This is a genomic window from Streptomyces sp. AHA2 (assembly GCF_036857595.1).
Lineage (GTDB): Bacteria > Actinomycetota > Actinomycetes > Streptomycetales > Streptomycetaceae > Streptomyces.
In genome coordinates this window covers 213,501-235,328 of sequence record NZ_JAUQWJ010000003.1, presented here as the reverse complement: position 1 = coordinate 235,328, position 21,828 = coordinate 213,501, and the positions used below count along the sequence as shown (strand labels likewise).

The following is a 21,828-nucleotide window of genomic DNA, read 5'->3' as shown; positions in this document are numbered from 1 at the left end:
GTGGACACGATTGCCAGCCTCTTCAGCTTCATCACCACACCCGTCTCCTGGGTCATCGTCCAGTTCCACTCGGTGTACGGCGCCCTTTTCGGCCCTGACACCGGCTGGGCCTGGGGCCTGTCGATCGTGTCCCTGGTGATCCTGATCCGTATCTGCCTGATCCCGCTCTTCGTGAAGCAGATCAAGGCGACCCGGGCGATGCAGACGCTCCAGCCCGAGATGAAGAAGATCCAGGAGCGCTACAAGAACGACAAGCAGCGTCAGTCCGAAGAGATGATGAAGCTGTACAAGGAGACGGGCACCAACCCGCTCTCCTCGTGCCTTCCCATCCTGGCGCAGTCCCCGTTCTTCTTCGCCCTGTACCACGTGCTCAACAGCATCGCGTCGAACGACACCATCGGCGTGATCAACACCCGCCTGCTGGAGAGCGCCCAGAAGGCCCACATCTTCGGTGCGCCGCTCGCGGCCAAGTTCACCGACGGCTCCTCGAAGGTCGAGGCCCTCGGCTCGTCCATCACGGACGTCCGGGTCGTCACCGCGATCATGATCGTCCTGATGTCGGCCTCGCAGTTCTTCACCCAGCGCCAGCTGATGACGAAGAACGTCGACACCACGGTGAAGACGCCGTTCATGCAGCAGCAGAAGATGCTGATGTACGTCTTCCCCATCATGTTCGCCGTCTTCGGCATCAACTTCCCCGTCGGTGTCCTCGTCTACTGGCTGACCACCAACGTGTGGACCATGGGCCAGCAGATGTACGTGATCCACAACAACCCGACCCCGGGTTCCAAGGCCCAGGCCTCGTACCTGGACCGCCTGCACAAGCACGTCACGCAGCGCAACAAGGTCAGCCGCCGCCGCGACCGCGCCATCGTGAAGGCGATCGTCGCCAAGGGCCGCGACCGCAACGAGTTCGAGCGCAAGTTCATCAACGGCCTGAGCAAGGCCGGACTCGCCGCCCAGCCCGACGGCACCGTGGTCAAGAGCGACGCCGCCGCTGTCGCCGTGGCCGAGGACGGTACGCCTGCCGGTACGCCGAAGCGGCAGCAGCCCAAGCGCCAGAGCAAGTCGCAGCGCCAGTCCGGCACGGTCACCGGCGCGAAGACGGCCGGTGACCAGGAGCCGAAGACGTCGCTGACCAAGTCCGAGGCCCCGGAGGACGCCAAGCCCGCCGGCGCTGCCAAGAAGGGTGCCCCCAAGCCGGCCGGCGGCACCCGCAGCAAGGCCCAGTCCGGCCAGCGCAAGGGCCCGCAGCGGCCCAAGTCCCCGTCCAAGAAGTAAGAAGGAGTCCATCCCGTGACGGAAGGCACCACCTCCGCCGCTGCCGAGGGTGCAGACACCCTGACCCGCCTGGAGCAGGAGGGCGAGATCGCTGCGGACTACCTGGAGGGTCTGCTCGACATCGCCGACCTCGACGGCGACATCGACATGGACGTCGAGGCCGACCGCGCCTCCGTGTCGATCATCAGCGACACGGGCAGCCGCGACCTGCAGAAGCTGGTCGGCCGTGACGGCGAGGTGCTGGAAGCTCTCCAGGAGCTCACCCGTCTGGCCGTGCACCGGGAGACCGGTGACCGCAGCCGGCTGATGCTCGACATCGCGGGATACCGGGCCCAGAAGCGTTCCGAGCTGTCCGAGCTCGGTGCCGAGGCCGCCGCCGAGGCGAAGAGCAGCGGTGAGGCCGTGAAGCTGAAGCCGATGACGCCCTTCGAGCGCAAGGTCGTCCACGACGCGGTCAAGGCCGCGGGGCTGCGCAGCGAGTCCGAGGGCGAGGAGCCGCAGCGGTTCGTCGTCGTACTGCCCGCCTGATCGGCCTCTTCTGTTCACCGGCCCCGTCTGTTGCGCAGACGGGGCCGAACTTTGTCAGCCTGATAGTTCTGGTGGTTTGGGTGTCGGCGCCGGGTGCGCTGACGCGGTACGGAAGGACGGTCCCCCCGTGACGGAGGCAGCGGAGCTTCCCCCCGCGCCCGAGCAGGCACGTGAGGTGTTCGGCGATCGCTTCGCGGATGCGGTGCGGTACGCCGAGCTGCTCGCCGAGGCGGGCGTGCAGCGCGGTCTCATCGGCCCACGTGAGGTCCCCCGCCTGTGGGAGCGGCATCTGCTGAACTGCGCGGTGCTCTCGGAGGTCGTGCCTGAGGGCGTGACGGTGTGCGACGTGGGCTCGGGTGCCGGCCTGCCGGGTATTCCACTGGCGTTGGTGAGGGACGACCTGAAGATCACGCTGTTGGAGCCTCTGCTGCGGCGGACGAACTTCCTCACCGAGGTGGTGGAGCTGCTCGGCCTCGACCACGTGACCGTCGTGCGGGGGCGGGCGGAGGAGGTCATGGGGAAGATCCAGCCTGTCCATGTGGTGACTGCCCGGGCTGTCGCTCCGCTCGATCGTCTCGCCACCTGGGGCATCCCGCTTCTGCGGCCTTACGGGGAGATGCTGGCCCTGAAGGGTGACACGGCCGAGGAGGAGCTGAAGAGCGCCTCGACGGCTCTGAGCAAGCTGGGTGCGGTGGGGACGTCGATCCTGCACGTAGGTGAGGGGGTGGTCGATCCTGCGTCCACCGTCGTACGAGTCGAGGTCGGGGAGAGCCCCGGCGGAGTCCGATTCGCTGCCAAGCGGGCCAAGGCGGCTCGCACCGGACGCACGCGCCGCAGGCGCTGAGCCGATGTCGACGGCCTGGTTCGGCGGGCGAACGCAGTGATGTCGGTCACTGGCGGTACTGAGCCGTCCTGACGGCGGGACGTACTCCACACAAGCTGCCAAACCTACGCATGCCGGAGTGTCGCGGCAGAACGGCTTCGGCTGCTGTGCATCGTGTTTCACGTGAAACGTCGCTCACTCCTGCACGGCATCATCAGTCGTGGCCGCGCTGCGGCCGAACCCCGCGACCGCAAGCCCCTCGGTTCACTCGATGAGGGACCTGAGATGTCCACAGAGGTGGATTTCTCCACAGAACGCCAGGCCTCACTGGTTCATGACCCCGAAGACATGGGAGGCTCTGTTCATTGCGAGCCTGAAGTCGAGGAGAGTGAATCCTTGCGGTCCGACGCCAACATCGCGGGACCGATGACCGATCCGGTCCCCGGCCCCCGTACCGAATCGATGGGGGCGGATGTTTCACGTGAAACACCGCCTCCGATGGACGACACTCCCATCGGTCGCACTGCCCAACTGGCGGTGGAGGCTTTGGGCCGCGCCGGTGAGGGCCTGCCGAGGCCCGAGCAGACCCGGATCATCGTGGTCGCCAACCAGAAGGGCGGCGTGGGCAAGACGACGACGACCGTCAACCTTGCCGCATCCCTGGCTCTGCACGGTGGCCGTGTTCTCGTGGTCGACCTCGACCCTCAGGGCAACGCGTCCACTGCCCTGGGTATCGACCACCATGCCGAAGTCCCGTCCATCTATGACGTGTTGGTGGACAGCAGGCCCCTTTCCGAGGTGGTCCAGCCGGTTCCCGACGTCGAAGGACTCTTCTGCGCACCCGCCACGATCGATCTCGCCGGTGCGGAGATCGAGCTGGTGTCCCTGGTGGCACGCGAGAGCCGGCTGCAGCGTGCCATCCAGGCGTACGAGCAGCCGCTGGACTACATCCTCATCGACTGCCCGCCCTCTCTGGGCCTGCTGACGGTCAACGCGTTGGTGGCGGGGCAGGAGGTGCTCATTCCCATCCAGTGCGAGTACTACGCGCTGGAAGGGCTGGGGCAGCTCCTGCGCAATGTCGATCTCGTGCGCGGGCATCTCAACCCCGCCCTGCACGTGTCGACCATTCTCCTCACCATGTACGACGGCCGGACGCGACTCGCGTCCCAGGTCGCGGAAGAGGTCCGCACCCATTTCGGTGACGAAGTGCTGCGGACGAGCATCCCCCGGTCCGTCCGTATCTCCGAGGCGCCGAGTTATGGCCAGACCGTACTGACTTACGATCCTGGATCGAGCGGTGCTCTCTCCTATTTGGAGGCAGCACGCGAGATCGCACTGAAGGGTGTCGGCATCAGCTATGACGCGACCCACGCCCACATCGGTGCACAGCAGAACGACCCGAGCATGGTGGAGGGCATCCAGTGAGCGAGCGACGGAGGGGGCTGGGCCGTGGTCTCGGCGCACTGATCCCTGCCGCCCCGACGGAGAAGTCGGTGGCCCAGGCCGCGGTGGGGAGTGCTGCTTCCGCGTCCCCGGCGGCAGTGCCCACGTTGCCGAACGAGCGCGGCGTAGCCGCAGCCAAGGTGGCGACACTGCCGACTGTTTCACGTGAAACAGAGGAGCCGAAGCAGCCGAGTTCTCCTGCCCACGCGGCACCCATCGGGGCGCACTTCGCGGAGATTCCTCTCGACGCCATCACGCCGAACCCCCGGCAGCCCCGTGAGGTGTTCGACGAGGATGCGCTGTCGGAGCTCATCACCTCCATCAAGGAGGTCGGGCTCCTCCAGCCGGTCGTCGTGCGACAGGTCGGTCCCGCGCGTTACGAGCTCATCATGGGTGAGCGTCGCTGGCGTGCCTGCCGTGAGGCGGGACTGGAGGCGATCCCGGCCATCGTGCGGGCCACGGACGACGAGAAGCTCCTCCTGGACGCGCTCCTGGAGAACCTGCACCGAGCTCAGCTCAACCCGCTGGAAGAGGCTGCCGCCTACGACCAGTTGCTGAGGGACTTCAACTGCACGCACGACCAGCTGGCGGACCGCATCGGTCGTTCCAGGCCACAGGTCTCCAACACCCTGCGGCTGCTGAAGCTGTCGCCGGCCGTGCAGCGCCGGGTCGCGGCCGGTGTCCTCTCGGCCGGACACGCCCGGGCGCTGCTTTCGGTGGAGGACTCCGAGGAGCAGGACCGGCTCGCCCACCGCATCGTGGCCGAAGGGCTCTCGGTGCGTGCGGTGGAGGAGATCGTGACCCTGATGGGGTCGCGTCCGCAGAAGGCTCAGAAGCCCAAGGGGCCGCGAGCCGGTGCACGGGTCTCTCCCGCGCTCTCCGACCTCGCCACGCGGCTCTCGGACCGCTTCGAGACGCGGGTCAAGGTCGACCTGGGGCAGAAGAAGGGCAAGATCACCGTGGAGTTCGCCTCGATGGAGGACCTCGAGCGGATCCTCGGCTCACTCGCGCCCGGTGAGGGGCCGGTCCTGCAGAGGAGCCTCCTGGAGGGCGACCCCGAGGACAGCGAGTCCTGACGCACACAGGGAATCCCTGCCGCGCAGGTGACAGAGCGGGCCGTGTCCGGTGTGTGCCGGAAAGTGGCCCGCTCTTTCCTTTTTGGCGGTATCGACGGAATGGCATCGTGGATACGATGCGATCGAGTACGGCGCGACCATTCTGCAGCACCTCTGAAAGGGAGGCAGGGGCCCATGCGAACGATGAGCCGCACCGGACTGGTGAGCGCCGGTTTGGGGCTGGGGGCGGTCGGTGGGTTCATCGGCAGCCTTCTCAGGGAACGGAGCGCTCTGACAGCAGCCCGCGACGCGGCGGGCGAAGGAAGTGAGGATCAGCCTTCATGGGGCGCCGGCTCGCACCGCTCACGCTGGACAACCTTCAGGATCTCCCCCAGCGCTGCCGCTCGTGTGTCTTCTGGGAGCTCGACCCGGTCAGTGGTGAGGCCGCGATAAAAGGGGGCACAGCGGCACTGGAGAAAGAGGCCTGGATCTCGGCGGTCCTGCTGGACTGGGGATCATGCGGTCGCGTCGTCTATGTGGACGACGTCCCGGTGGGCTTCGTGCTCTACGCCCCGCCTGCGTATGTTCCCCGCTCCACCGCGTTCCCGACGAGCCCTGTCTCACCGGACGCCGTGCAGTTGATGACTGCATTCATCCTGCCGGAATACCAGGGGCAAGGTCTGGGTCGAGTCATGGTCCAGACGGTCGCCAAGGATCTTCTCCGCCGTGGGTTCAAGGCGATCGAGGCGTTCGGGGACGCCCGCTGGAAGGAACCGGCCTGTCTGCTACCCGCCGAACATCTCCTGGCGGTCGGCTTCAAGACCGTGCGACAGCACCCCACGTATCCCCGGCTACGGCTGGAACTGCGCTCGACGCTCTCGTGGAAGGAGGACGTCGAGATGGCTCTCGACCGGCTGCTGGGCGCTGTCCAGAAGGAACCGGCGTTGAGGCCGTTGTAGCTCCTCGGATACACGCATGGGCCAGCCCTCTCGGGCTGGCCCATGCGTGTTTCACGTGAAACATGCGCCGCCGGTCAGGCGGCACGATCGCCTTACTCGGCGATGAACTCCTCCAGGTCACGCACGATCGCGGCCTTCGGCTTGGCACCCACGATGGTCTTGGCGACCTCGCCACCCTGGTAGACGTTCAGGGTCGGGATGGACATGACGCCGTACTTGGCGGCCGTGCCCGGGTTCTCGTCGATGTTCAGCTTGACGACCTCGATCTTGTCGCCGTACTCGGAGGCGATCGCCTCGAGGGACGGCGCGATCTGGCGGCACGGACCGCACCAGGCGGCCCAGAAGTCCACCAGCACAGGCTTGTCGCTCTTGAGGACGTCCTGCTCGAAGGAGTCGTCGGTCACGTTCTTCAGGGTGCCGGCCACAGCGGGCTCCTTAACTGTTGGTGCGTGGGGCGGGTCGGGAGAGAGTCAGACGGAGGTCTTCTCGGGCTCGGGCTGCTCCTCGTCCGCCAGGGCGGCGAGGTAGCGCTCGGCGTCGAGAGCGGCGGAGCAACCGGTGCCGGCCGCGGTGATCGCCTGCCGGTAGGTGTGGTCCACTACGTCGCCGGCGCCGAAGACACCGGTCACGTTCGTCCGGGTCGACGGGGCGTTCACCTTCAGGTAGCCCTCCTCGTCCAGGTCGAGCTGGCCCTTGAAGAGCTCGGTACGCGGGTCGTGACCGATCGCGATGAACAGTCCCGTCACCGCCAGGTCCGACAGCTCGCCCGTCTTGAGGTTGCGCAGCTTCAGCCCGGACAGCTTCGGGTCGCCCTGGATCTCGGCGACCTCGCTGTCCCAGACGAACGAGATCTTCGGGTCGGCGAAGGCGCGCTCCTGCATGGCCTTGGAGGCACGCAGGGTGTCGCGGCGGTGGACGACGGTCACGGACTTGGCGAATCGCGAGAGGAAGGTCGCCTCCTCCATCGCGGTGTCACCACCGCCGATCACGGCGATGTCCTGGTCCTTGAAGAAGAACCCGTCACAGGTGGCGCACCAGGACACGCCACGCCCGGAGAGAGCGTCCTCGTTCGGCAGGCCGAGCTTGCGGTGCTGAGACCCGGTGGCCACGATGACGGCCTTGGCCCGGTGGACGGTGCCGGCCGTGTCCGTGACGGTCTTGATCTCGCCGGTGAGGTCCACGGCCACGACGTCGTCCGGGACGAGCTCGGCGCCGAAGCGCTCCGCCTGGGCGCGCATGTTGTCCATGAGCTCGGGGCCCATGATGCCGTCCTGGAAGCCCGGGAAGTTCTCGACGTCGGTGGTGTTCATGAGCGCGCCACCGGCGGTGACGGCGCCCTCGAAGACCAGCGGCTTCAGCGACGCGCGCGCGGTGTAGAGCGCCGCCGTGTAGCCGGCGGGCCCGGAGCCGATGATGATCACGTTACGGACGTCGCTCACGGCTAGATTCCTCGTCTCTGGACTGCGTCGGTCGACCGGTGGGAGCTTGTCTCGCAGCTCTCACCCCACCCAACGGATCCTAAGGGGCTGGCATTCCCGCTGTGCCCGGGCACACGGAGACGCCCCCCACCGTGCCGGTTACCACGCAGGGCGAAGACGAAGCGCCGCGTCACACGGACGGGTACGTACGCTCCAGAAGGATCGTGCCGCGGGCATCGGACGCTCGGTGATCCACACACGTGGCATCGACGATGTACGCGGTGACCCGAGTCGGGTCCGAAGCGGCCGGAAGCAAGACGAGCAAGGCCTTCTTCCCCTGGTACCTGCCGTCCTCGACAGCCAGGGCGTCATCCTCCCGGCCGATGCCGTCGCGAACGCAGCCCGGGACGACGGGCTCCTTGAAGACCTTGGGGTGGTTGCCGTCGGGTGCGGTCGCGGCGCCCAGCGGGGTACGGGACCCGCCTCCGCCCTCGGTCTTCTCTTCGGCCAGGAGACCGGCGACCTGCTTCTTCAGCGTTCCGTCGGAGAAGGTGTCCGCAGGGGTGGTTGCCCGTTCCCCCGCCGCGTCACGGGTCGGCTGGTCCTCACCGAGTGACGCCCACAGGGCCGAACCGATACCAAGCGCGGCAACCGTGAAGACGGCGCCCAGGACAGCGACCCTGCGGCGTCCGGAGCGGGTTCGGCCCTTCCGGCCCGGGCCGGTGGTGGCAGTGCGAGGGCGACCTGTCGGGCGACCGGCGGACGTCGGTGTTTCACGTGAAACATGCGTCTCGGCGTCAGCGGACGAGCCACCGGAACCATCGATCGGTTGCTCCGCGGATGGTGGCTCCTTGGTGTTCAGCAGTGCCTCGGCGGCCAGAGCGGCGTCGATGCGGTTCGCGACATCGGTGGGCATGCGCGGTGGACCCGGCAGCGTGCCGAGCAGCCCGCGGATCTCCTCCAAGGAGGCATAGACGTCCGCGCACACTTCGCACCCGTCGAGATGACGGCGCACGGCGGAGCCGCGCGATGGAGGCAGCAGGCCCTCGGCGAGGTCGGAGATCTCCGTGACGTCCGGGTGCCCGGCCATGCCTTTCGTCGACGTCACGCTCGTCCACCTCCGCCCTTCACTGCAGCTGGGTCACTCGGTCCTGTCTCCGGCGGGTCCGCTCCGTCCGGTCCCGCTGCGGGTGGGACGGTCGGCTCCTGCGTCCGGTTCCGCTTCTCGTCTGGATTCTGGCCTCGGCCGTCGCCGTCCGGCCGGAGGTGGGTCAGCAGCGGCTGGAGTCTGGCTCGGCCACGGGCGCAACGGCTCTTCACCGTGCCGGTCGGCACGTCGAGGATCCGGGCCGCTTCGGCGACGGGGTAGCCCTGCATGTCGACCAGGACGAGCGCGGCGCGCTGATCGGCCGGCAGGGTGCCGAGGGCCTGGATGAGCTGCCGGTGGAGATCGTTGCGCTCGGCCGGCGCCGAAGCCGACTCGTGCGGCTCCAGCAGCTGCTCCAGCCGCTCGATGTCGTCGACGGGGGAGGTCTTGCGGGAGGCCACCTTGCGGGCACGGTCCAGGCAGGCGTTGACCGTGATGCGGTGCAGCCATGTCGTGACGGCCGACTGGCCCCGGAAGGTGTGGGCGGCTCGGTAGGCGGAGATGAGGGCGTCCTGCACCGCGTCAGCGGCCTCCTCGCGATCCCCCAGCGTCCGCAGGGCGACGGCCCAGAGCCGGTCGCGGTGGCGCCGCACGATCTCACCGAAGGCGTCAGGGTCGCCTTGGACGTGCTGGCCGAGGAGATCCCGGTCGCTCACGCCGTCGTACCCGGTGCCGTCTGCCATCGGCCCCCTTCCTCGAGGCAGATGCCGTCAGCTGGTCACCTTGATGTCCACCACGCGTCCGCGGTAGTTGCCTTCGGCGGTCAGCGGCAGCTTGGTCAACCACACCAGGAGATACCGGCTCTTGACCGCCTCGCCGGGCTTGAGCGTCACCGTCGTACCGGACCCCTGAGCGACCTCGGCGTAGGCATCGAGGGACTGGGGCTGGATGGTGGCGTCACCGGCGGCGCGCAGTTCCACGGAGGTGGCGCCCTGGAACGAGACCGTCACCCGCCCGACCTCCTGCACCGTGCCGAGGTCGAGGATGACGCCCACTCCGGACTTCAGCCGGCCGAAGTCGGCGCTGGTGTAGAAGCTGGTCTCCCAGTAGGTGCCGGGAGCGCCGTCGTAGACGCGGCTTGTCTCGTCCGGGTTCTCGGATCCGTCACTGCCGAACGGGTCGAAGTCCTTGACGCCTTCGATCGCGAGGGGCTTGCTGATCGGCTTCCTCGGGCTCTTGTCGTTCCCGTCGTTCGTCTGGGTCTGCCCCGGATCGTCGTCCTTGCCGCCGTGGTCCATGAGGGCGTCCGCCAGCTGCCAGCTGCCGAGGCCCAGGGCGGCGATCAGCAGCGCGGACACGGCCCACTTCAGGGCCTTGCCCGTGCGGCTCTGCAGCGGGGGCGGCGGAGTGGTCCCCGGCTGGGTGACCCCCGCATGCGCGCCCTGCCGTCCGTAGCTGCCCTGCTGGTAGGTGGTGCGCTGGTACTCGGGCGGAGCGGTGAACGCCGGCTCCGGAGGACGGATGCGCGGCATGTCGCCGATCGCCTTCACCAGCTCCTCGGGCGTGGTGCAGGGCGATTCGTGCCGGGAAGCGGTGGCACCGTCGTTGGCCAGTGCGCGCATGGAGAGTTCGGACAGCCCGCGGTGGACACCGGCACGCACCTGGTCCGGTGCGATGAGGCCGACGTCCTTCGGCAGACCGGACAACCCGTAGGCGTCGCTCTCGTAGGGCCAGCGCTGGGTGAGCGCCGCGTACAGGAGGGCTCCGATGGCCTCCGTGTCCGTGCGCTGCGGGGTGTCGGAGGCGATGCCACGCAGGGCGGCGTTCACGGCGAGACCGCGGATGCGCCACTGACCGGTCGAGGTGCGCAGTACGGCGTTGGGATTCAGCCGCAGATGGGCCAGACCCTCACGGTGCGCGGCTGCCATGGCGGAGGCGACCTGGCTCACCAGCTGGTAGGCGTCGTACGGCTCCAGGGGTCCGGAGGCGAGGAGCGTGGTCAGTTCCGTGGCGTCGGGGAGCCACTCGTGGACGACGTAGACGACGTCGTTCTCCTCCACCGCGTCCAGGACCTGGACGAAGCGGGGATCGCCCAGGAGGGCGGAGGAGCGGGCAGCGGCCAGGACGGTGCGGGCACGCGTGTGGTCCGCGGGCAGGATGTGCACCCCGACGGCACGTCGGAGCTTCTCGTCGACGGCACGCCAGCTGCTGAAGCCGTCGAGACGGGTGACGCACTCCTCCAGGCGATAGCGTCTGGCGAGTTTGTGACCGCTGTGCAGTTCGGGCGGCGAGGTCTTTCCGGAACCGTCGGCCCGGGGGCTCTCCTGTACCTCGTCGCTGTCCGTGTCCCGCTCCCGGTTCTTGGCCACCCCGTCGGCCGTGGACTGGTCCGCCTGTGCGGTCAGCGACGTCTCGTCGCTGTTGTCTGCCACGTCGACGGCAGCCGTACTCCGTTCTGCCACCGTCGTCCCTGCCTCCCCATCCATTGCGCGCCGGCCGGCATCCGTTGCGTGCCGTCCGACGCCGAAACCAATTGTGCCCACAGTCCGCCGCTATGCACGACACGCGGTGGCTGACGATGGTTGTGCGCCTGTCCCCCCGCCTCAGCGTCCCAGGCGCCCGCGGACCATGCCCACCAGGGAGTTGAGCTCCTCGATGCGCATACGGCGGGCGGCGACGAAGAAGACGGCGAGCAGCACGGCACCGCCCGCGAACACCGCGAGGAGCGAACCGGCGACGCCCTGGCCGAGCGTGCGGCCGATGCCGTAGCAGACCGCGCCGCTGAGCAGGGCGGCGGGAACGGACGCGATGCACAGGCGGGCGTAAGTCCGCAGCACCCGGGCGCCGTCCAGGTCCCCGCCCAGCCGCTTGCGCAGCCGGCGCCAGGCGACACCGACACCGATCGCGTAGGCCAGCCCGTACGAGGCGGCCATGCCGACGACGGCCCAGCGGGACGGGATGACGAAGTAACAGACCGCCGAGGCGCCCGCGTTGACCGCGGCCACGATGACCGTGTTGTAGAAGGGGGTGCGCGTGTCCTCGTAGGCGTAGAAGGCACGCAGGACGACGTACTGCACCGAGTACGGGATCAGGCCGAGGCCGAACGCCATCAGCATGTAGCCCATGTTCGTCGCCTCGCTGGTGCCGGAGGAACCGAACATCAGCGTGCACATGGGGATGCCGAGGGAGAGGAACCCGAAGGCGATCGGCACGATCGCGACGGCGGTGGTGCGCAGGCCCTGCGAGATGTCGTCGCGGACGGCACCGCCGTCGCCCTCGGCCGCCGAGCGCGACAGGCGCGGCAGCAGCGCGGCCATGAGGGAAACGGTGATGATGGCCTGGGGCAGGCCCCAGATCAGCTGGGCGTTGGCGTAGGCGGCGAAACCGGTGCCGTCGACGGGGGCGGCCTTGCCGGCCGCGGTGGACAGCTGGATGACGATCATGGCGCCCGCCTGATTGGCGAGGACGAACAGGACCGTCCACTTGGCCAGCGTGACGGCCTTGCCCAGGCCCTGACCCCGCCAGTCGAAGCGCAGCCGCAGCCGGAAGCCGGTCTCCCGCAGGTAGGGGATCATCGCCAGCGCCTGGACCACAAGCCCGAGCAGGACGCCGACGCCGAGCAGGCGCTGGCCCTCCGGCGGGATCGTCCCGGCCTCCATCCCGGACTCGGCAGCCGTGCCGTAGACGTAGATGAACATGCCCAGCGTCACGATGATGACGATGTTGTTCAGGACCGGGGTCCACATCATCGCGCCGAACTTGCCGCGCGCGTTGAGAATCTGGCCCATCACCACATGGACGCCCATGAAGAAGATCGTGGGCAGGAAGAACTGGGCGAAGGTGATGGCGACCCGGTTGGCCGCCGGATCACTGGCGACTCCGTTGGACAGCACACGGATCAGCAGCGGCGCCCCGATGACCGAGAGCACGGTGAGCCCGCCGAGCGTCACGATGACCAGGGTCAGCAGACGGTTCGCGTACGCCTCGCCGCCGTCCTCGTCGTCCTTCATGGCGCGCACCAGCTGCGGCACGAACACGGAGTTGAGACCGCCGCCGACGGTGAGGATGTAGATCATCGTCGGCAGCTGGTACGCGACCTGGAAGGTGTCGCCGAGGAGGCCGACTCCCAGAGCCGACACGATCAGTGCGGAGCGGACGAAGCCGGTCAGGCGGGAGACCATCGTGCCCGCCGCCATCACGGCGCTGGACTTCAGCAGACCCGCGGCACGCCCGCCCTTCTTGGCAGCGGGGGCCGGCGCGGGCTCCGGCTCAGGGGCCTCCTCCACCAGCGGGGCCGGTGCCGTCTGCCCGTACGCCGCGTACGAGCCCTGCGGGGCATGGCCCGGGGCCGGCGACGGACCGGGGAACGAGGGCGACTCGTACGAGGGGTGTCCGCTTGCCTGCTGCTGGTCGCGGAAGAGATGCGCGAAGGCGTCCGGCTCCTGGCGCGGCTCCCCGGACTGGGAGACGAGGTCGTCCACGCCCACGAACTGGGTGGTGCGGGGGTCGTCGCCGTAGGGCAGGTGCCGCGTCGGGCCGTCCGGCTCCGGTGCGGGCGTCTGCGCCCAGACCCGCGGGTCGGGCGCGTAGGGCGACTGCGGCGGCTGCGCGTACAGCTGCTGCTGCGCCTGGTGGGTGCCCGGGGCGGGCGGCTGGTGCCCGGCGTGGTCGTACTGAGCTTGGGCGACGGGATCCTGGGCGGTGGGGTTCTGCGCCCGGTAGGGGTCCTGGGCGTAGGCGTCCTGGAGGTAGGCGTCCGCCGGGTGGGGCGGCACCTGGCCGTGCTCGTCCGGCGCGCCCTCGGGCCCTCCCGCCTCGGGATGGCCCGGGCTGCCCGCGGCACGGCCGCGGTCACCGTCGTACGGCGCGTTCATGGTTACCCCACCTCATCGTCCCGGGCCCACCGGCCACGACATGTCAACGGTCCACTCTCTCACCCGTGCCGGACGGGTCGGCGCTTTCCGCTGCGGTGTCCGGGGCCGGGTCACTCGGCTGCTCGGGGGTGCCCGCCCGTGCGCCGGACTCCTCTTGCTGACGGTCGCCGGGGGCAGGCGGGTTCCGCGGGGCGTCCACCGGGCCGTCGGCCTCGGCGGCCTCGTCCTCGGCCGCCTCACGGGCGGCGGCGCGCTTGCGCTGGGTGTACATCCGGAAGCCGGCCAGGACCAGGAGCAGGACGCCACCGCCGATGACCAGCATGACCGTGGGCGTGACCTCGGTGACGCGCACGTCGAAGGTGACCGGTGCGCCGTACTTCTGACCGTCCTGCGTGTACAGCTGGGCGACGACTTCGGCCCGGCCGTTGGCGTTGGCCGACGTGGTGAACTTCACCGACTGGGCATGGCCGCCGTTGACGCTGACCGGCTGCTCCTCGTAGGCGTCGCCGCCGATCTCGAGTCGTGTCGGGTTCTTCGACGTGAGCCGCAGTCTCAGATGCTCGACACCTTGGACCAGGTTGTTCTGGACGGTCACCGGGATGGTGGCGCTGCGGCCGGAGAGCTTGGTCTCCGACTTCTGGATCAGCTTGACCCCGTCGATGAGCCCGTCGAGGTAACCCTCGATGCCGTCCCGGTACCCCACCGCCGCGACGCCCCGACCCCGCCACGTCGTGGACATCTCGCGCTCCATGGCGCGCCCGAACGGGGTCACCACGCGGGACTGGCGGGTGAGGATCACCTTGAACTTGTCGAGCTTGCCCTGGGTCTCGGCGATCTGCTCGAAGGCGGCCTGCGGCAGCTCCTGCTTGCGCAGCGAGGAGGGGTACGCCGACGCCGACGGCACCCTGGTGTTGGCCGCAGGATCGGGCTTGGTCCTGGCGGCGGCCGTGAGGTCTTGGGACTCGGACCAGTTCCCGCCCTGCAAGGTGCTCAGGGCCTCGGCCATGGCCTGGGCCTGGCTGACGGACGGCATGCGCTGCGGGGCGACGACGACACTGCGCTGCTTGCCCGTCTGCAGGCCGAAGGCCAGGCTCTGGGCCAGGAACCGCTGCACCGCGAGCGTGGACGCCGAGGCGCGCGTCAGGTCGCCCTGGAACGCCGAGGACATCCGGGCGTCGGCCACGACCGCCGTGGTGCCCGCGCCGATGGGGCGGGCGGCGGACGGGGTGTAGGAGAGGTTGTCCTGCAGGCTGTCGCTGCGGGCGATCACCTTGTCGGCACCCGCGGAGGTCGCGACCTTCACGATCGACGGGTCGACGGCTCCGTCCACGGGCCAGGCGAAGTCCTTGGACGGTTTCACGTGGAGGATCGTCTGGATCGTGGGGTCGATGACGTCGGTGGCTTCCTTCAGGTGGTTCAGGGTGCCGGTGACGCTCGTGCCGTGGTGGGCGATGGACGCAAGGTCGGGGTCGCCGTGCGGCAGGGCGACGACCTCCTCGCCTGCGACCGCCTCCTGCAGTTCGGCGAGCCAGCGTTTGGCATCCGCCTGGTGGGCGCCGTCGATGGTGCTGCCGTCCACGCCGCGGACTTCGTAGCTCTTGGTCATCGCGTCGACGGAGGCCAGCAGGTCCGGGTCGATCACCCAGGTGACGTCGAGGCCCTTGCCCAGCGACACCATCTGGTCGAGACGACCGCCCGGGGCGATCTCCTCGGCCAGCTCGTCATCCCGGAAGACCGGAGTCTGCTGCTCGTTCGACCCCGTCTCGGCGACCATGTGGGAGCTGGAGATGAGAGGCCACAGGAACGTGGTCCTCGTCTTGGTCCCGGCTTCCTCCGGCTGCCACGGCAGGAACGTCCGCTGGACGCCGAGGACCTGGTCCCAGGGTTGCGCGGCGGTCTCCCCGGACAGCGCGACGGCGAGCTGGTAGACGCCGTCCCCGCCCAGGTCCAGTTCGTCGACCGGGACCGAGATGCTGAACGGCTCGGAGACTCCCGGCGTGAGCGCGGGGAACTTCTCCGTGTATTTGCCGCCGACCGTCTCACCCGCGGGCCCCTGGACATCGTCGCTCTTCCTGGCGAGGGCGTCGATGGACGAGCGGGTGTCGAGCGGCGGCCCGACCTGGAGATCGACGTGGGCGTCGGTGACGGTCTGCTTGCCCTTGTTGGTCACCGTGCCCGACACGGTCACCGTGTCGCCCTCGGTGGGGGCGCTGGGAGTGAGCGAGTCGACGGCGACGGCCACTGAGCCCGAGCCGGCGGCGGCCCGGGCGGAATCCTGCCCGGCCGCGTCCGCCGCGCTCGCGGTGGGCAGCTGGAGCAGGCCGGCCAGCAGGGGCGCACCCGCGAGCAATGCCCCGGTGCGCCGCAGCCACCGGCGGGCAGGTGAGGCACTGGTCCCCTGGAAGTCTGCCGCCTCGGCCACGCGCTCGTCCGTCCCTCGTCGTCGTCAGTGGTCGTCGGAATGTGCGTCCACGCATGGTAACGATGCGCGCTGAGGTGACGTGCCGCGGTCCGCACCACAAGATCGGCTACCGGAGTCCGCCTGCCCGGTATGGGCCTCTACGGGGAACGAGCGACCCCTTACCGACGCAGGCCCTACCTTGTCCTGGTATGGCGGGACGTGTTCGCATGGATAACAGGGGGAGCCGACGGCACCGGGCCACGTACCCTCTTTTGTTGTGCCGAACGCCAATGAAGACACGTCCAGTGCCCTGAGCCAGGTGCAGCAGCGCGCCGTGAGTGAACTGCTGCGGGTCGCTCCTGTCGCCGATGACCTCGCCCGCCGTTTCCAGGAGGCAGGGTTCTCGCTCGCCCTGGTCGGCGGCTCGGTAAGGGACGCGCTGTTGGGCCGGCTCGGCAACGATCTGGACTTCACGACCGATGCCCGACCGCAGGACGTGCTCAGGATCGTGCGCCCCTGGGCGGACGCCGTCTGGGAGGTCGGAATCGCCTTCGGCACGGTCGGCGCGCAGAAGGGCGGCTTCCAGATCGAGGTGACGACCTACCGGTCCGAGGCCTACGACCGGACCTCGCGCAAGCCCGAGGTCTCCTACGGCGACTCCATCGAGGAAGACCTCGTACGCCGCGATTTCACCGTCAACGCGATGGCTGTCGCGCTGCCGGAGAAGGAGTTCATCGATCCGCACGGCGGGCTGGAAGACCTGGCGGCGCGTGTGCTGCGCACCCCCGGCACCCCGGAGGACTCCTTCTCGGACGACCCGCTGCGCATGATGCGGGCCGCGCGGTTCGCGGCCCAGCTCGACTTCGAGGTCGCTCCCGAGGTCGTCACGGCCATGACGGAGATGGCTGGGCGCATCGACATCGTCTCGGCCGAGCGCGTGCGGGACGAGCTGAACAAGCTGATCCTCTCGGCCCACCCGCGCAAGGGACTCACGCTGCTGGTGGACACCGGCCTCGCCGATCGCGTGCTCCCGGAGCTGCCGGCCCTGCGCCTGGAGCGTGACGAGCACCACCGCCACAAGGATGTCTACGACCACACACTGATCGTGCTCGAGCAGGCGATGGCCCTGGAGAGTGACGGCCCCGACCTGACCCTGCGCCTGGCCGCCCTGCTCCACGACATCGGCAAGCCGCGCACACGCCGCTTCGAGAAGGACGGCCGGGTCTCGTTCCACCACCACGAGGTGGTCGGCGCGAAGATGACCAAGAAGCGCATGACGGCCCTGAAGTACTCCAACGAGCTGGTGCGGGACGTCTCGCGGCTGGTCGAACTGCACCTGCGCTTCCACGGCTACGGCACGGGTGAGTGGACGGACTCGGCGGTCCGTCGTTACGTGCGGGACGCCGGTCCGCTTCTCGACCGCCTGCACAAGCTGACCCGATCGGACTGCACCACACGCAACAAGCGCAAGGCGGCGGCTCTCTCCCGTGCCTACGACGGCCTGGAGGAGCGGATCGCCAAGCTGCAGGAACAGGAGGAGCTGGACTCCATCCGCCCGGATCTCGACGGCAACCAGATCATGGAGATTCTCGGCGTCGGTCCGGGGCCGGTCATCGGTCGTGCCTACCAGCACATGCTGGAGCTCAGGTTGGAGAACGGGCCGATGGACAATGACGCTGCGGTGAGCGCGCTCAAGGAGTGGTGGGCGGCACAGCAGGACTGAGCCCGTGAAACGAGGGCCATGTTTCACGTGAAACATGGCCCCCGATCAGACGGTGTCGCTACGAGCGGAAGGGGCGGTGTTTCACGTGAAACACCGCCCCTCCGTATGTCAGTCCTACTTCTTGTGGTCCTTGAGGCAGAGCAGGAAGTCCTTGCCGTCACCGCTCTGGGTGTAGACGTACTGGAAGTCCTTGGCCTCGGACTCGCACTTGCTGGAAGCCAGCGTGTCCGTGAGGAACTTGCCCTCGATCTTGGCCAGCACCTCGTACTGGGCAGCCGAGTCCTTGCAGTCGACGACCTCGAGGTCCGGGTCGTTGTCGTTGGTGCTGCCGCGGTGCATGCAGTCGCCGACGGCGGCCGTGTTGGCGTCGTCCCGGCTGGCTATGTAGCCGCCGATGGCCACACCGGCCACGATGAGGACGATGACGATGGTCTTGATGGTCTTGAAGCTGAGCTTGCGACCGGTCGGCTGCGGCGGAAGCGGTGCGCCGCCCGGGGGCGGGAAGCCTGGCTGACCGGGCTGCTGAGGGACGCCGCCCTGCGGCGGATACGGAGCCTGCGGCTGGCCCTGAGCGAACGGGTTGCCCTGGGGCGGCGGAGTGGACATACGGGGGTCCCCCTAGAACACGATGAGTGACGCGAACATGTCGCGAGATAAGACGCACGTAAGTTATCGGCCCGCACTGACAGTGCAGTAGCCGACAATGGCTCTGTGGCACTGATGTGACACTTATCGGCGGACAGAGCGGGCCATAGCGGCAGCTACTGCCGCGTAGGTAACGGCGATCGTGATCACCAGAGGCACGGAGTGGCCGTCCGGCGGCAGCATCAGGGCGGCCACAGCGGCTGCCCCGACGAAGAAGACGTTGAACAGCACGTCGTAAACGGAGAAGATCCGGCCACGGAAGCCGTCGTCGACGGACGACTGAACGATGGTGTCGGTGGCGATCTTCGCGCCCTGTGTCGTCAGCCCCAGGACGAAGGCGGCCGCCAGGAGCGGAACGGTGGCGAACGGCAGCCCCAGTGCGGGCTCCAGCAGTGCCGCCGCCCCCGCACACACCACGATCCAGCGGCCCGGTCCGAGCCGTCCCGCGGTCCAGGGCGTGATCACGGCTGCTGCGAAGAACCCGGCGCCGGAGACACCCAACGCCAGCCCCAGCAGGGCCAGTCCGTCGTCGGGCGTCGAGGTGAGGGCGTACCGGCAGAGCATCAGCAGCATCACCAGCAGGGCGCCGTAGCAGAACCGCATGAGCGACATCGCCGCCAGCGCCCACGCGGCCTCCCGGCGGCCCGGGGCGGCCAGATGGCGCACGCCGGCCACCAGTTCCCGGGCGGTGCCGGTGAGGGCCGTCCGGAGCCGCTGCGTCTGCCCGTTCCGATCCGGCCCGAGGAGTTCGCGCGCCATGCTCAACGACGCGACGGCGGCGCACAGATACAGTCCCGCCGCCACGAGCACCACCACCGCGTCCGAGTCCACCGTCACGAGACGGACGACGAAGGCGATCCCGCCGCCCGCGGTCGCGGCGAGCGTCCCGGCCGTCGGAGACAGGGAGTTGGCGATGACGAGCCGTTCGGCGTCGACCACGCGCGGCAGGGCGGCCGACAGGCCGGACAGGACGAAGCGGTTGACGGCCGTGACGCACAGGGCCGAGACGTAGAAGAGCCAGTCGGGGGCCGGACTGAGCACGAGCAGGGCCGTCGCCATGGCCAGCAGGGCTCGCAACAGGCTGCCGAAGAAGAGGACCTGGCGGCGCCTCCACCGGTCCAGCAGAACACCGGCGAAGGGCCCGACGAGCGAGTACGGGAGCAGCAGCACCGCCATGGCGGTGGCGATCGCGGCCGCCGAGGTCTGCTTCTCGGGGGAGAAGACGACATAGGCGGCGAGCGCCACCTGGTAGACGCCGTCGGCCCCCTGGGACAGCAGGCGCACGGCGAGCAGGCGCCTGAACCCCTGGAAGCGCAAGAGGACGCGCAGGTCACGGACGACGGCCATGGGCCCCAGCCTCACATACGGGGAGGGTCCCCGGGTCATGCGACCCGGGGACCCTCACAGCCCTGGCAGGAGCGATCAGTTGTGGCGCCTCAGCGCTCGACCTCGCCGTTGATGAACTTCTCGACGTTCTCACGGGCCTCGTCGTCGAAGTACTGCACGGGCGGGGACTTCATGAAGTAGCTCGACGCCGACAGGATCGGACCGCCGATGCCGCGGTCCTTGGCGATCTTCGCGGCGCGCAGGGCGTCGATGATGACGCCGGCCGAGTTCGGGGAGTCCCACACCTCGAGCTTGTACTCCAGGTTCAGCGGGACGTCACCGAAGGCACGGCCCTCGAGGCGGACGTAGGCCCACTTGCGGTCGTCCAGCCAGGCGACGTAGTCGGACGGCCCGATGTGGACGTTGCCCTCGCCCAGCTCGCGGTCGCGGATCTGGGAGGTGACGGCCTGCGTCTTGGAGATCTTCTTCGACTCGAGGCGGTCGCGCTCGAGCATGTTCTTGAAGTCCATGTTGCCGCCGACGTTCAGCTGCATCGTGCGGTCCAGGACGACGCCCCGGTCCTCGAACAGCTTCGCCATGACACGGTGCGTGATGGTCGCGCCGACCTGCGACTTGATGTCGTCACCGACGATCGGGACGCCCGCCTCGGTGAACTTGTCGGCCCACTCCTTGGTGCCGGCGATGAAGACCGGAAGGGCGTTGACGAAGGCGACCTTGGCGTCGATGGCGCACTGGGCGTAGAACTTCGCCGCGTCCTCGGAGCCCACGGGCAGGTAGCAGACGAGGACGTCGACCTGCTTGTCCTTGAGGACCTGGACGACGTCGACCGGCTCCTCGGCGGACTCCTCGATGGTCTCGCGGTAGTACTTGCCGAGACCGTCGAGGGTGTGACCGCGCTGGACCGTCACACCGGAGTGGGGCACGTCGCAGATCTTGATGGTGTTGTTCTCGGAGGCGCCGATGGCGTCCGCCAGGTCGAGACCGACCTTCTTGGCGTCCACGTCGAACGCGGCGACGAACTCGACGTCGCGGACGTGGTAGTCGCCGAACTGGACGTGCATCAGGCCCGGCACCTTGGACGCCGGATCGGCGTCCTTGTAGTACTCGACTCCCTGCACCAGCGATGCGGCGCAGTTGCCCACACCGACGATGGCTACGCGGACCGAACCCATTCCGGTTGCTCCCTGTGTGTACGAGTGAGGCCCGTCAGCGGGCTCTCACGTGGCGGTGTCGCCGGGCGTATCCGGACGGGGGTCGTCCCCCGTCCGGGGCAGGCCGCCCGACGCTCCAGATGTGGTGTCGCGCGAAGCGGGCTCCCCGGTGGCGGAACCCTTCAGGTCCCGTCCCGCCCGCTCGCTCTCGATGAGCTCGTTCAGCCAGCGCACCTCGCGCTCCACGGACTCCATCCCGTGGCGCTGGAGCTCGAGCGTGTAGTCGTCGAGACGCTCCCGGGTCCGGGCCAGGGAGGCGCTCATCTTTTCGAGGCGCTCCTCCAGCCGGCTGCGGCGTCCCTCCAGCACGCGCATGCGTACGTCGCGTGACGTCTGCCCGAAGAAGGCGAAACGGGCCGCGAAGGTCTCGTCCTCGTACGCGTCGGGCCCCGTCTGCGAGAGCAGCTGCTCGAAGTGCTCCTTGCCCTCCGCTGTCAGCCGGTAGACGATCTTGGCCCGCCGCCCTGCGAGGGGGGCGGAGAGGGCGTCCTCGGCGGTGCTGCCCGGCTCCTCGATCAACCAGCCGTTGGCGACCAGCGTCTTGAGGCAGGGGTAGAGCGTCCCGTAGCTGAACGCCCGGAACACCCCCAGTGACGTGTTGAGGCGCTTGCGCAGCTCGTAGCCGTGCATCGGAGACTCGCGGAGCAGGCCGAGTACGGCGAACTCGAGGATCCCGGAACGCCGGCTCATCGTCGCCTCCCCTCTGCCGCGGTGCGCATGTATCGGTCCGATGTCTCGGGCCGATGTGTCGTGCTGATGTATCGACTCGATACATCAGCACGATAGAACGGCCTTTTGGATGCGACAAGAGGGGGTGTGGTGAACGGGATCACATCACCGATTCGTCGGACGCTACTTGCCTGATTTGAGGTGAACTTGGGGTCCTGGCAGGTTTTGGCGGTGCGTAGTCTGTGCGCCATGCACATCACCGGGAACCGAGTGACGCCTGCGGGCGTCGTGGTCTTCGGTGTAGTACGGGTGCACGCGGGACCGATGAATGCCGAGCCCACCGCATCCGTACTTCGGGGGGACC

At 68.7% G+C, this 21,828-nt stretch carries 18 protein-coding genes; 7 read left to right on the top strand and 11 right to left on the bottom strand.

Annotated features, from left to right (window positions below; translation table 11 throughout):
* The 6 genes from yidC (at position 1) to Q5694_RS08350 (ending at position 6,089) form a co-directional block, all read left to right on the top strand.
* Positions 1–1,281: a membrane protein insertase YidC gene (yidC, locus tag Q5694_RS08375; protein ID WP_333931809.1), complete on the top strand. Its 1,281-nt coding sequence runs from the start codon at positions 1–3 to the stop codon at positions 1,279–1,281.
* Between the two features lie 15 nt (positions 1,282–1,296).
* Positions 1,297–1,809 carry a Jag family protein gene (locus tag Q5694_RS08370; RefSeq protein ID WP_333931808.1) on the top strand — a complete coding sequence of 171 codons (513 nt, stop codon included), beginning with the start codon at positions 1,297–1,299 and terminating at the stop codon, positions 1,807–1,809.
* A 127-nt stretch (positions 1,810–1,936) separates the two neighbouring features.
* Positions 1,937–2,653, top strand: a complete 717-nt coding sequence (gene rsmG, locus Q5694_RS08365) for a 16S rRNA (guanine(527)-N(7))-methyltransferase RsmG (protein WP_333931807.1) — start codon at positions 1,937–1,939, stop codon at positions 2,651–2,653.
* A 327-nt stretch (positions 2,654–2,980) separates the two neighbouring features.
* Complete coding sequence (locus Q5694_RS08360) at positions 2,981–4,057, top strand: ParA family protein (protein ID WP_333932310.1); 1,077 nt, start codon at positions 2,981–2,983, stop codon at positions 4,055–4,057.
* Positions 4,054–5,151, top strand: a complete 1,098-nt coding sequence (locus tag Q5694_RS08355) for a ParB/RepB/Spo0J family partition protein (protein WP_333931806.1) — start codon at positions 4,054–4,056, stop codon at positions 5,149–5,151. Before Q5694_RS08360 ends, Q5694_RS08355 begins: the two co-directional genes overlap by 4 nt.
* 320 nt (positions 5,152–5,471) lie before the next feature.
* Positions 5,472–6,089 carry a GNAT family N-acetyltransferase gene (locus Q5694_RS08350; protein ID WP_333931805.1) on the top strand — a complete coding sequence of 206 codons (618 nt, stop codon included), beginning with the start codon at positions 5,472–5,474 and terminating at the stop codon, positions 6,087–6,089.
* A gap of 92 nt (positions 6,090–6,181) precedes the next feature.
* On the opposite strand, the gene trxA is transcribed toward Q5694_RS08350, so the two are convergent.
* The 7 genes from trxA to Q5694_RS08315 all read right to left on the bottom strand — a co-directional run bounded on the left by trxA (position 6,182) and on the right by Q5694_RS08315 (position 15,890).
* Entirely contained in the window at positions 6,182–6,514 is a 333-nt protein-coding gene (trxA, locus tag Q5694_RS08345; RefSeq protein ID WP_010032728.1) for a thioredoxin, read from the bottom strand.
* Between the two features lie 45 nt (positions 6,515–6,559).
* On the bottom strand, positions 6,560–7,528 hold the full coding sequence (trxB, locus tag Q5694_RS08340) for a thioredoxin-disulfide reductase (protein ID WP_333931803.1): 969 nt from the start codon (positions 7,526–7,528) through the stop codon (positions 6,560–6,562).
* Between the two features lie 169 nt (positions 7,529–7,697).
* Positions 7,698–8,615, bottom strand: a complete 918-nt coding sequence (locus tag Q5694_RS08335; protein ID WP_333931801.1) for an anti-sigma factor family protein — start codon at positions 8,613–8,615, stop codon at positions 7,698–7,700.
* The gene (sigM, locus tag Q5694_RS08330) at positions 8,612–9,337 is read right to left on the bottom strand and encodes an RNA polymerase sigma factor SigM (RefSeq protein ID WP_333931800.1); all 726 of its coding nucleotides are present in this window, start codon (positions 9,335–9,337) and stop codon (positions 8,612–8,614) included. The genes Q5694_RS08335 and sigM overlap by 4 nt, the downstream gene beginning before the upstream one ends.
* A 27-nt stretch (positions 9,338–9,364) precedes the next feature.
* Entirely contained in the window at positions 9,365–11,056 is a 1,692-nt protein-coding gene (locus Q5694_RS08325; protein WP_333931799.1) for a protein kinase family protein, read from the bottom strand.
* 141 nt (positions 11,057–11,197) lie between these two features.
* Positions 11,198–13,468, bottom strand: a complete 2,271-nt coding sequence (murJ, locus tag Q5694_RS08320) for a murein biosynthesis integral membrane protein MurJ (protein WP_333931797.1) — start codon at positions 13,466–13,468, stop codon at positions 11,198–11,200.
* A gap of 43 nt (positions 13,469–13,511) precedes the next feature.
* Positions 13,512–15,890 carry a DUF6049 family protein gene (locus Q5694_RS08315; protein WP_333931796.1) on the bottom strand — a complete coding sequence of 793 codons (2,379 nt, stop codon included), beginning with the start codon at positions 15,888–15,890 and terminating at the stop codon, positions 13,512–13,514.
* A gap of 256 nt (positions 15,891–16,146) precedes the next feature.
* On the opposite strand from Q5694_RS08315, the gene Q5694_RS08310 reads away from it, so the two are divergent.
* Positions 16,147–17,592 (top strand): CCA tRNA nucleotidyltransferase, encoded by a 1,446-nt coding sequence (locus tag Q5694_RS08310; RefSeq protein WP_333931794.1) that lies wholly within the window; start codon positions 16,147–16,149, stop codon positions 17,590–17,592.
* 114 nt (positions 17,593–17,706) lie between these two features.
* On the opposite strand, the gene Q5694_RS08305 is transcribed toward Q5694_RS08310, so the two are convergent.
* The 4 genes from Q5694_RS08305 to Q5694_RS08290 all read right to left on the bottom strand — a co-directional run bounded on the left by Q5694_RS08305 (position 17,707) and on the right by Q5694_RS08290 (position 21,485).
* Positions 17,707–18,198, bottom strand: coding sequence for an LppU/SCO3897 family protein (locus Q5694_RS08305; RefSeq protein ID WP_333931792.1), 492 nt, complete (start codon positions 18,196–18,198; stop codon positions 17,707–17,709).
* Between the two features lie 123 nt (positions 18,199–18,321).
* A complete protein-coding gene (locus Q5694_RS08300; protein ID WP_333931791.1) occupies positions 18,322–19,584 on the bottom strand; it encodes an MFS transporter in 1,263 nt (420 codons plus the stop codon).
* A gap of 89 nt (positions 19,585–19,673) precedes the next feature.
* Positions 19,674–20,756, bottom strand: a complete 1,083-nt coding sequence (locus tag Q5694_RS08295; protein ID WP_333931790.1) for an inositol-3-phosphate synthase — start codon at positions 20,754–20,756, stop codon at positions 19,674–19,676.
* A gap of 45 nt (positions 20,757–20,801) precedes the next feature.
* A complete protein-coding gene (locus Q5694_RS08290; RefSeq protein ID WP_333931789.1) occupies positions 20,802–21,485 on the bottom strand; it encodes a PadR family transcriptional regulator in 684 nt (227 codons plus the stop codon).
* Between the last annotated feature and the right edge of the window lie 343 nt (positions 21,486–21,828).